Source organism: Acinetobacter sp. ANC5681 (assembly GCF_023488045.1).
In the GTDB taxonomy this organism is placed as follows: domain Bacteria; phylum Pseudomonadota; class Gammaproteobacteria; order Pseudomonadales; family Moraxellaceae; genus Acinetobacter.
Map to the genome: position 1 here is coordinate 1 of NZ_JAMFKZ010000050.1, position 10,205 is coordinate 10,205.

The following is a 10,205-nucleotide window of genomic DNA, read 5'->3' on the forward strand; positions in this document are numbered from 1 at the left end:
AAATCAAATGGCAGAAGACTTTTATCGGTTAGCTGCCTAGAATCTCCCAAGTGAAAGTCTCCTGCTAATTCAGCACACATCAGGCGAAACTTGTCTTAAATAATGGTAATTCCTTATCTTTAAAACAGAGAACGCCCGATGAAATTCATTAGGCGTTTACTTAAAATAAGTGTCAGCTTATTTTATAACCAGATGTACTTGTCAATCATGATTCTTTTTCTCAATTGCCTTAAAAAAAACAATCTTGCTATTTTTGACTTTTCACACCATTTTGTTCAATTTGTACTGCAGCTTGCCAGCTAGGTAGTTGGCTTAAACCTGCTACATAACGTTGGATATGCGGATAATTTTCACCTTGTCCCATATGATAAACTAAAGCATGTAGTCCAAAGCCCATCATAAAGTCAGCACCGGTTAAACGGTCTGCCACTAGAAATTCTTTATCTTTTAAATATTCATTTAAATAACTAAATACTTTATTGAACTCAACTTGAGTATAATTTTCTAGAAATACCAACTTCGTACCCTGCTTGGTTTCAATCGCATTAAACGTTTTTAACAAAAATGGCAGCATGGCAGAGCTTTCTGAGAAATGAATCCACTGTAGATAATCGACATAGGTAGGTTCATCCATATCTGGTGCTAAATACGGCGCAAGTTTCTGAATTAATAATTCAACGATTGCGCCTGACTCTGCAATAACTTTGCCATCCCATTCCAATACTGGAGATTTCCCTAAAGGATGGATGGTTTTTAAAGATTCAGGGGCCAAATGCGTGCTTGAGTCACGATAATAGCGTTTCAGCTCATAGGGCTGCTTGATTTCTTCAAGTAACCACAAAATGCGAAAAGAACGTGATTGATCTAAATGATGTAGTGTGATCATGATAATTCCTATTTTTTTAAATTTTTACAACCACTTTGCCAAAGTTTTCGCCTTTCAACATACCATTGAAAGCATTGATCGTGTTATCTAAACCTTGCACCATATGCTCTTTATATTTGATTTTTCCGTCTTTCAACCATTCAGACATTTGCTGATAGAATTCCGGATACTGACTGCCATAATCATCAAAAATAATAAAGCCTTGCATGCGAATGCGCTTTTTTAAAAGGGTGGAAATAAAGCCCGGTAAACGGTCTGGGCCTTGTGCTTGCTCGGTAGCGTTATACTGGGAAACCACACCACACACCGGTACACGTGCCGCAGAGTTAAGCAATGGCCATACCGCATCAAACACTTTACCCCCCACATTCTCATAATAAATATCAATACCGTTGGGAGCTGCTTGTTGTAATTGTTCTGCAAAATTTTCATCATGATGATTGATACAAGCATCGAAGCCGTGTTCTTCTACTGCATAACGGCATTTTTCAGGCCCACCTGCGACCCCAACCACGCGACAACCTTTAATTTTGCCAATCTGTCCAACCGTAGCACCCACAGGTCCCGTTGCAGCTGCAACGACTAAAGTTTCACCGGCTTTAGGCTGACCAATGTCCAACAGCCCCATATAAGCAGTAAATCCTGGCATTCCCAAAATACCCAATGCCCAAGATGGATGTTCAGGTTGCATACCTAAGCTTTGACATGCAGTCCCATTAGAAATTGCGTAGCCCTGCCAGCCATTTCCGGAAAGAACCCACTCGCCTTCTTTAAATTTTGGGTTTTTAGAGGCCACCACTTGACTGACTGTTCCACCGACCATCACTTCGCCAATTTCAACCGGTGCTGCATATGAAGGAGCATCACTCATGCGACCACGCATATAAGGATCGAGTGACAAGTAAATGGTTTTTAACAATATCTCGCCTTGTTTAAGTTCATTGAGCTCAACTTGTTCAATACGAAAATCGCTGTGTTTTGGCTCACCCACTGGCCGTTTAGCTAAAATGATGCGTTGATTAATAACTGTTTTCACACATATAACTCCATGTTTTATTTAGAAGTATTTCTATTCACAATCAAAAATTATGATTAAAATTTCTTTACATCCATTGTAGATGAGTTATAATAAAAAACAATACGACTGGTCTATTTTTTATAATAGAGTAAATAATTAATATGAAGCCTACTCCTATTAAAAAGTCTGAAGCGAAGCGCTTACACATTCTTAACACCAGTTCAGACCTGATTTTGCATAAAGGTTTTACTGGCGTAGGATTACAGGAAATTTTACAGAGCTGTGAAATCCCTAAAGGCTCGTTTTATCATTATTTCCAATCTAAGGAAGCTTTCGGATGTGAATTGGTACAGCATTATGTAGACAATTACCAAGTCCGTTTAAATGATGTATGGCGTAGTGATAAATCCCCTTATCAAAAGCTGATTGAGTATTTTAATTTATGGATAGAAGATCCTGAAACACAGTGTGGTTGGGCGGATAGCTGTTTAATTGTGAAACTTGCCGCAGAAGTTGCCGATCTATCTGAAGATATGCGCTCGATTATGTCCGCTGGCGTTGATGATGTAATCCAACGTATTGCTGGTTTAATTGATTTGGGTAAACAGGATCAGTCTATCCAAGCAGATACTGAGGCCTCGACGTTGGCACAAGTACTTTACCAAATGTGGTTAGGTGCAGCATTACTGAGTAAGTTGCAAAAAGATAAAACACCATTACATCAAGCTCTGAGAGCAACTAAATTTCTTTTAAAAAGTGAAGATTCATAAAAATTGAATTGAATATCAACTACAAAATTAATCATTCATGATAGCAATCCAATGATTATTTATTAATGTGTTGCTATTAGATCAATTTACAATCCATGAGTATAGCGCACAATGAATTCTCCTCCTAAAGTCCTCATGACTCGTATTTTAGTCGGATATTTAGGCTTATATCCCACACTATTACTGGTACTCACTTTATTAAAGCCAATTACTGAGCATCAAAGTTTCCCGATGATGGTGTTGATTGAAGTCATAGTATTAGTGCCAGTAACGCAACTGATTTCTTTCCCATTGGCAGGTTGGCTCATTACCCAGATAAAAAATTTTAAGAACTTGTTTTAAGAAGAATTTGTGCTGGCAACAGCAATCCCAAGTCGTTATTATGCCAACCACAAAGGTTGGCAAAATAATTCATTAAGTCAATATTAATCTGCGTAAGCTGGATAATCAATATAGCCTTTTTCCGTCCCACCATACATAGTGCTTGCATCTACTGCATTCAATGGCCAGTCATTGGCGATGCGATCGGGTAAATCTGGATTCGCAATAAATGGGCGTCCAAATGCAATTAAATCGGCCAGACCTGCCTCTAAAATTCGAGTACCTCTTTCTGCCGTATATCGACCTGCATATATAATCCGACCAGTGAAAGTGTCTCTGACATCTTTACGAAAATCATGAGGAAGTTCTGGTGCATTATCCCAATCAGCTTCTGCAATAGATAAATAGGCAATCCCAACTTCTTCAAGTATTTTTATGGCTTCAATATAAGTCACATGTGGATCATCTTCAACCAACCCTATGTAAACACGATCTTCCTCTGTACTTTCAAATAGCGGGGCAAAACGCACTCCTAAACGATCTGCACCAACCACTTCAGCAACTGCCTCTACTACTTCACGTAAAAAACGCAAACGATTATTTAGTGATCCACCATATTCATCATCACGGTGGTTACTATGTGCAGAGATAAATTGATTCACCAAATAACCATTTGCACAATGAATTTCAACCCCATCAAAACCAGCAGCCAAGGCATTGCGTGCTGCTTGAGCATAGAGTTGCACTAATTCTTTAACTTCTGCATTGCTTAAAGCACGTGGCATTGAAGGATCAGCCAAGGCCCCTGCATTGGGCCCGGTCTCAATAAAGACTTTAACATTACTATCAGCCTTAATAGCCGAAGGCGCGACCGGTGATGCATGATCGGGTTGCAAAGATGTATGTGAAACACGCCCAACATGCCAAAGTTGTGCAAAAATAATGCCTCCTTTAGCATGCACTGCTTCCGTCACTTTACGCCATCCAGCAATCTGTTCAGGGCTGTAAATACCGGGAGTCCAAGCATAGCCTTGACCACGTGGCTCGATTTGCGTACCTTCGGTGACCATAAATCCTGCCCCGGCACGCTGTTGATAATAGGTTGCCATCAGTTCATTTGGAATATTCCCTGGCTGCGTACTGCGCGACCGCGTTAATGGTGGCAATACAATACGGTTTTGCAAAACATAAGGGCCTAAGCTTAAGTTTTGAAAAAGTTTACTGTCTTTCATTTCACTGTATCCAAGTCATCATGACTTAATTGATCTACATTAAATACCCATCCTTCCTGTATATAGAAAAATAAAGGAAGGAAAGCTATTCACTCAGGCCCCTCACCATTAAGTGAGGGTTATTTTGCTTATTGAGCCAGTTGCTCAGAGTCAGAAGTTTATTCACTACTAAGCACCACAACAGGCACTCGCTACTCTTTATTTCAACAATTGAAGTAATGCTGAGGCAGTTGCAGCAGAAGAAGCTGGATTTTGTCCAGTAACCAGCAAGCCATCTACTTGAACATGTACTTGCCAATCATCTACTTTAGAATAATGACCACCGTTTTCTTTAAGCATGTCTTCAACTAAAAATGGTACAATTTCAGTCAAACCTACCGCCTCTTCTTCAGTATTAGTAAAACCCGTCACAGATTTACCGCTCACTAAAGGCGCTCCGTTACTCGCTTTCACATGACGAAGAACACCTGGAGCATGACAGACTGCTGCAACAGGTTTGCCAGACTGAATCGCCTGTTCAATCAGAGAAATTGAAATCGGATCTTCTGCTAAATCCCACAATGGGCCATGCCCGCCTGGATAAAACACTGCATCATAATCAGCTACAGAGATTTCGCTAAGTTTATGCGTCTGTGCCAATGCTTGCATTGCAGTTGGATCAGCTTCAAAACGATGAGTGGTTTCAGTTTGTGCCTCTGCTAAATTACTTTTCGGATCTAGTGGTGGCTGCCCACCTTGAGGCGATGCCAGCGTAACTTCAGCACCAGAGTCAATAAAGGTGTAATACGGTGCAGCAAGTTCTTCTAGCCAGAAACCTGTTTTCTTACCGGTATTACCAAGTTGATCATGTGAGGTTAAAACGATTAAAATTTTCATGTTATTTCTCCGATATTTTTCAGGAATGAGGAGCATTGTTGCATGATCACTTGTCGTGTATCGTGACCATGACAGATACGTTTATTTAGATGCTCGCCTCGAGAATTTCACGACTGATCTCTAATGAAACATTTTTATGTTCGCCTAGCTGTGTAAGATTGTGCGATTTAAGTTGCGTAATGATGATCTCAATATCTGTCTCCCCCAGTCCATAATCGCTAAGACGGGTCGGCAATCCAAGTTGCTCAAAGAAGGCTCGAGTACGAGCAATAGCAGTATCAATACGTTGTTCTTCATCACCTTCGACAATCTGCCAGACTCGAGCTGCATACTGTAGTAATTTTTCTCGCTTCTCTTGACGACGTACTTGTAGATTGGCCGGCAACACAATAGCCAAGGTACGAGCATGATCAATACCATGTAAAGCCGTGAGCTCATGCCCAATCAAATGGGTTGACCAATCTTGTGGTACACCAGCTCCAATTAGCCCATTCAGTGCCATGCTAGCAGCCCACATCAAATTCGCACGCGTATCATAATCTGCTGAATCTTCCAAGATTTTCGGTCCAATCTCTATCAGAGTTTGCAATAGACCTTCGGCAAAGCGATCTTGTACTTGTGCATTCACAGGGTAAGTTAAGTACTGTTCCATGACATGAACAAATGCATCGACCACGCCATTTGCTAACTGGCGCGTCGGCAAGCTAAAAGTTTTATTCGGATCCAGTACGGAAAATTGCGGAAAAACATAGGGGCTGCTAAATGACAATTTGGCTTGGGTCGATTTTCTGGTGACTACCCCACCGCTATTCATTTCTGAACCAGTTGCCGGAAGGGTGAGTACACTCGCAAAAGGCAAAGCTTGAGTAATTTTAGTACCATGGGTTTCTAAAATTTCCCATGCATCCCCTGTATAATTGACTGCTGCTGCAATAAATTTAGTACCATCAATTACCGATCCACCACCGACAGCCATCAAGAAATCTATCTTTTGTTCACGAATCAGCTCTACAGCTTTCATGAGGGTTTCATAACTCGGATTCGGCTCAATTCCGCCAAATTCATGAATTTCTCTTGCGCCTAATGCTTCACGCACCTCAGCTAAAGTACCATTCTTACGCGCACTTTCACCACCAAACAACATTAATACTTTTGCATCTGTAGGCACATAGTCATTGATTTTAGCTATTGTATCGCCACCAAAAATAATGCGGGTCGGATTATAAAAGTTAAAATTCAGCATATTTTTATCCTAGGATGATCAACTAATTGATTTGAAAAACCACCGTTATTCATCAAATAAACTTTAAAAAATTGGACAACACTGCGGCTTTTGACTGCACCATGTGCTAACTATACATAAAAATAGACCAGTCGTCTATTTTTTTAAAATTATTTTAGCTTGCCGACTTGAGTGATGGTTAAACACATTCAGGCTTGTTCTATACCACTTTGATTATTGATTTATTTTCACGAGCGATTGTTGGATGGAAGGTATCAACACGTATGACTATTGACATGGTCGTGAACGCATTGGCTGAAACAGTGAATGGCTCATACAAAATAGCAATGATTAAATATTTTAAAAGCAGATTGGCACGGTTTAGCAGATATACAAATGCGACAGTAAATTAGATAGATTGGTTCAATATAAAGCATGTAAATAGTTGCATTCGTTTATTTACCCTGCCCTGTTTTGGATATTGACCCATTTAAATGATGAGATTAAGCCAATAAATAAAGTAGCCCAACTTGAATAAAAGCCTCTGACAAACCTCACAGGGTTGAAGTGCTGCCTTTCATTCAAAATTTCAGGCAGCACCCTCATACATTTAAGCGTCAGTTTAACCTGGTAGTTTACTCGCCAAAACATCTACTTTCTCAATAGACGGTGGCTCTGAAAATAGATCATCGGCCTGAGCCATCAAAGCAGCTGCAACCTTGCCAGATAAATGTGCTTGGCGACCCGCCTCATCAGGAAATGCATCAAAAATACCAAATGTTGTAGGTCCAAGACGTAGGCCAAACCACGCAACTGTCGCAGGTTCTTCCATTACAATAGGTAAACCGCCTTTAAGGAAAGCTTCCACTTCGTCTTCTTTACCTGGTTTAGCTTCAAGACGGACATATACAGCTGTTTTAAGCATGACTAAAACTCCACTATTGATTAGAATTCAAACTGATTCTGACATTGCTAATGTATGCATGTCAGAAAGTTTTGTTGTACAACGGTTAAAAACAATTCCCATAGCTGAGCCAAAATCCAGGTTTTTATTTCGGCATAATGCTATGAATTTATTCAAGTTAATATCATTAACATTTGAATCAAAAAATATTGCTCAAGAAGCATTCAAGAACAACATTGTACATCCTTATAACTATGAAAGTTATTTAGCTAGGAATTTGCTGTGAAACTCTATATGTTTCTCTATAAAGCTCGCAATGAAGTAATAGCTATGGTCATAGCCTTCTCTTAGGTTAAGTGTAAGAGGATATTCTTGTTCCAAACAAATATCACTAAGAAGCTTAGGCCTTAACTGTTCTTCAAGAAAATCATCAGCTGTTCCCTGATCGACTAAAATAGGTAAATGAACTTCAGCGTTTTTGATTAATTCAATCGCATCATAGCTTTTCCATAAAGTTTCGGTTTCACCTAGGTAGTGTGTGAAAGCCTTTTTCCCCCAAGGTACTTGGCTAGGTGCAACAATCGGTGCAAAAGCAGAAATACTTTTATACAGCTCAGGATTTTTTAACCCAATGACTAATGCACCATGACCACCCATGCTATGACCCATAATACTTTGGACTTGATTGGTCGGAAAATTCAGATCAATCAGATTTCTGAGTTCTTCCACAATATAATCATACATTTTGAAATGCTGTGACCAGGGTGCTTGTGTTGCATTTACATAGAATCCTGCGCCTTGGCCTAAATCATAATCTTCATGATCTGGTACATCCTCTCCACGTGGGCTGGTATCTGGTGCAACAATAATGACTTTATGTTCAGCCGCATACTTTTGTGCTCCGGCTTTAGTAATAAAGTTCTGTTCGTTGCAAGTCAGTCCTGATAACCAATATAAAACTGGCAACCGCTCATCTTTGTCATGAGGTGGCAGATATATTGAGAATTTCATTGAACAATTTAATGCTATTGACTGATGGCGATACACTTCTTGCGATCCACCAAAAGAAGCATGTTTCTCAATTATTTCCATAATCAATTACCTATGTTGAGCAAGACTTCATGAGAAATCGAGTAAACAAAGAGTCTGACATTCTCCACAGAGAATAGTGATAAAGATTTAAAATGTAGGCAGGTTTATTGAACCTATACACGATGCCTACACAGATAGATCGGTTTTACAGATAATGTGCCGTTTTAGAGGATTCCATGCATGTCATTCATGATGCACATGCATGGAGAACTATAAGGTCTGACGGAATTATTCGTAATGAATTACAGTACGAATTGACTTACCTTCATGCATTAGATCAAAGGCTTCATTGATCTGATCCAAGCCCATCGTATGCGTCACAAATGGTTCTAATTGAATTTTACCTTTCATGGCATCTTCAACCATTCCTGGAAGTTGCGTACGACCTTTTACGCCACCAAAGGCAGAACCTAGCCATTTACGACCAGTAACAAGCTGGAATGGACGGGTAGAGATTTCCTGACCTGCGCCAGCTACACCAATAATTACGGATTGTCCCCAGCCACGGTGTGCACTTTCAAGGGCTGCACGCATTACATTCACGTTGCCAATACATTCAAATGAATGATCTACACCCCAGCCAGTCATTTCGACAATGACTTGCTGGATTGGTTTATCGTAATCTTTAGGGTTCAAGAAGTCCGTTGCACCAAACTCTTTTGCCAGCGCAAATTTATCTGGATTCATGTCAACCACAATAATACGCCCTGCTTTAGCTTGACGTGCGGCTTGTACGACTGCCAAACCAATACCACCTAAACCAAAGACCGCAACACTATCACCTTCTTGTACTTTAGCCGTGTTGTGTACTGCACCGATACCCGTGGTTACACCACAACCCAATAAGCAAACATGTTCGTGATTGGCTTCAGGATTGATTTTAGCCAATGATACTTCTGCCACTACCGTGTATTCACTGAACGTTGAGCAGCCCATATAGTGGTAAATCGGTTGACCATTGTAGGAAAAACGAGTGGTACCATCTGGCATTACGCCTCTACCTTGAGTTTCGCGAACGGAAATACACAAGTTCGATTTTCCAGATTTACAGAATAAGCACTCGCCACATTCAGCAGTGTAAAGTGGAATAACATGATCACCTGGTTTGACGCTAGTCACGCCTTCACCAACCTCAACTACGACACCAGCACCTTCATGCCCGAGAATAGCCGGAAAAACACCTTCAGGATCATCGCCAGATAAAGTAAATGCGTCTGTATGACACACACCGGTATGGGAGATCTTGATTAATACTTCACCTTTCTTCGGTGGTGCAACATCAACTTCAACAATTTGAAGAGGTTGACCAGGACCAAACGCAACGGCAGCACGTGACTTCATGGAATAATTCCTTATACAGATCTATTTTAAATATGATTTTAGAATCTTGGCGATTTCAGCCAATTCTTCTTTTCGTTGTTGTTCTGTGGTTTCACCTGATACTAATGTGTCCTTTAAATGAACCTCCAACATTTCATTCATCAAACCATTAATAGCACCACGCACAGAACAAATTTGTTGCAGAATTGCAACACATTCAACATTGTCTTCTAACGCTTTTTCAATCGCTTGCGTCTGACCTTTGATCTTTCTGACGCGTAGAAGAATCTTTTTTTTGTCTTCAACCTGATTAGGCATCAGACCTCCTTATTTGCTAGAATTAATACTATACTACCCCATAGTATAAAAAAAGCAATATTTTTTATAAACCTTAAAAAATTTAGGTAGTGTTTCGGCTTTGTTGCACAAACCTATCTGTAAAGGGTTTTTCAGCGATATAATTTTCAAATGAAGAAGCCTACACACAAAATCTACCGCACAACCAATTGGCCCGCATATAACCGAGCACTCATGAGTCGCGGAAATATTGCCATTTGGTTTGAT

General features: G+C 40.1%; 11 protein-coding genes and 2 pseudogenes. 4 read left to right on the forward strand and 9 right to left on the reverse strand.

The window, feature by feature from the left end:
• Positions 1-247: 247 nt before the first annotated feature.
• Together M5121_RS15070 and curA are read right to left on the reverse strand one after the other, a co-directional pair.
• Positions 248-886: a glutathione S-transferase family protein gene (locus M5121_RS15070; RefSeq protein ID WP_249571626.1), complete on the reverse strand. Its 639-nt coding sequence runs from the start codon at positions 884-886 to the stop codon at positions 248-250.
• Between the two features lie 16 nt (positions 887-902).
• Entirely contained in the window at positions 903-1,922 is a 1,020-nt protein-coding gene (gene curA, locus M5121_RS15075) for an NADPH-dependent curcumin/dihydrocurcumin reductase (protein ID WP_249571627.1), read from the reverse strand.
• 143 nt (positions 1,923-2,065) lie between these two features.
• Here curA and M5121_RS15080 point away from each other — a divergent pair, with 143 nt between their 5' ends.
• Positions 2,066-2,674 carry a TetR/AcrR family transcriptional regulator gene (locus M5121_RS15080; protein WP_005160552.1) on the forward strand — a complete coding sequence of 203 codons (609 nt, stop codon included), beginning with the start codon at positions 2,066-2,068 and terminating at the stop codon, positions 2,672-2,674.
• 111 nt (positions 2,675-2,785) lie between these two features.
• A complete protein-coding gene (locus M5121_RS15085) occupies positions 2,786-3,016 on the forward strand; it encodes a hypothetical protein (protein WP_249571628.1) in 231 nt (76 codons plus the stop codon).
• Positions 3,017-3,099: 83 nt separating this feature from the next.
• Here M5121_RS15085 and M5121_RS15090 read toward each other — a convergent pair whose 3' ends face one another.
• The 3 genes from M5121_RS15090 to M5121_RS15100 all read right to left on the reverse strand — a co-directional run bounded on the left by M5121_RS15090 (position 3,100) and on the right by M5121_RS15100 (position 6,346).
• Positions 3,100-4,227 (reverse strand): alkene reductase, encoded by a 1,128-nt coding sequence (locus M5121_RS15090; RefSeq protein ID WP_249571629.1) that lies wholly within the window; start codon positions 4,225-4,227, stop codon positions 3,100-3,102.
• A 198-nt stretch (positions 4,228-4,425) separates the two neighbouring features.
• Positions 4,426-5,103 carry a type 1 glutamine amidotransferase domain-containing protein gene (locus M5121_RS15095; protein ID WP_000697980.1) on the reverse strand — a complete coding sequence of 226 codons (678 nt, stop codon included), beginning with the start codon at positions 5,101-5,103 and terminating at the stop codon, positions 4,426-4,428.
• Between the two features lie 85 nt (positions 5,104-5,188).
• Positions 5,189-6,346, reverse strand: coding sequence for an iron-containing alcohol dehydrogenase (locus M5121_RS15100; protein WP_249571630.1), 1,158 nt, complete (start codon positions 6,344-6,346; stop codon positions 5,189-5,191).
• 182 nt (positions 6,347-6,528) lie between these two features.
• Between M5121_RS15100 and M5121_RS15105 the strand changes: the two are divergent.
• Positions 6,529-6,863 (forward strand): annotated as a pseudogene (locus tag M5121_RS15105) (IS3 family transposase); the annotation flags it as partial.
• An 84-nt stretch (positions 6,864-6,947) separates the two neighbouring features.
• Here the strand turns inward: M5121_RS15105 and M5121_RS15110 are convergent.
• The 4 genes from M5121_RS15110 to M5121_RS15125 all read right to left on the reverse strand — a co-directional run bounded on the left by M5121_RS15110 (position 6,948) and on the right by M5121_RS15125 (position 9,959).
• Positions 6,948-7,250: a putative quinol monooxygenase gene (locus M5121_RS15110; protein ID WP_249571631.1), complete on the reverse strand. Its 303-nt coding sequence runs from the start codon at positions 7,248-7,250 to the stop codon at positions 6,948-6,950.
• A 240-nt stretch (positions 7,251-7,490) separates the two neighbouring features.
• Positions 7,491-8,321: an S-formylglutathione hydrolase gene (gene fghA, locus M5121_RS15115; RefSeq protein ID WP_249571632.1), complete on the reverse strand. Its 831-nt coding sequence runs from the start codon at positions 8,319-8,321 to the stop codon at positions 7,491-7,493.
• Positions 8,322-8,549: 228 nt separating this feature from the next.
• Complete coding sequence (locus tag M5121_RS15120) at positions 8,550-9,662, reverse strand: S-(hydroxymethyl)glutathione dehydrogenase/class III alcohol dehydrogenase (protein WP_004682263.1); 1,113 nt, start codon at positions 9,660-9,662, stop codon at positions 8,550-8,552.
• A gap of 21 nt (positions 9,663-9,683) precedes the next feature.
• Positions 9,684-9,959 (reverse strand): metal/formaldehyde-sensitive transcriptional repressor, encoded by a 276-nt coding sequence (locus M5121_RS15125; protein ID WP_004799251.1) that lies wholly within the window; start codon positions 9,957-9,959, stop codon positions 9,684-9,686.
• A gap of 150 nt (positions 9,960-10,109) precedes the next feature.
• Between M5121_RS15125 and M5121_RS15130 the strand changes: the two are divergent.
• Positions 10,110-10,205 (forward strand): annotated as a pseudogene (locus M5121_RS15130) (IS5/IS1182 family transposase); the annotation flags it as partial.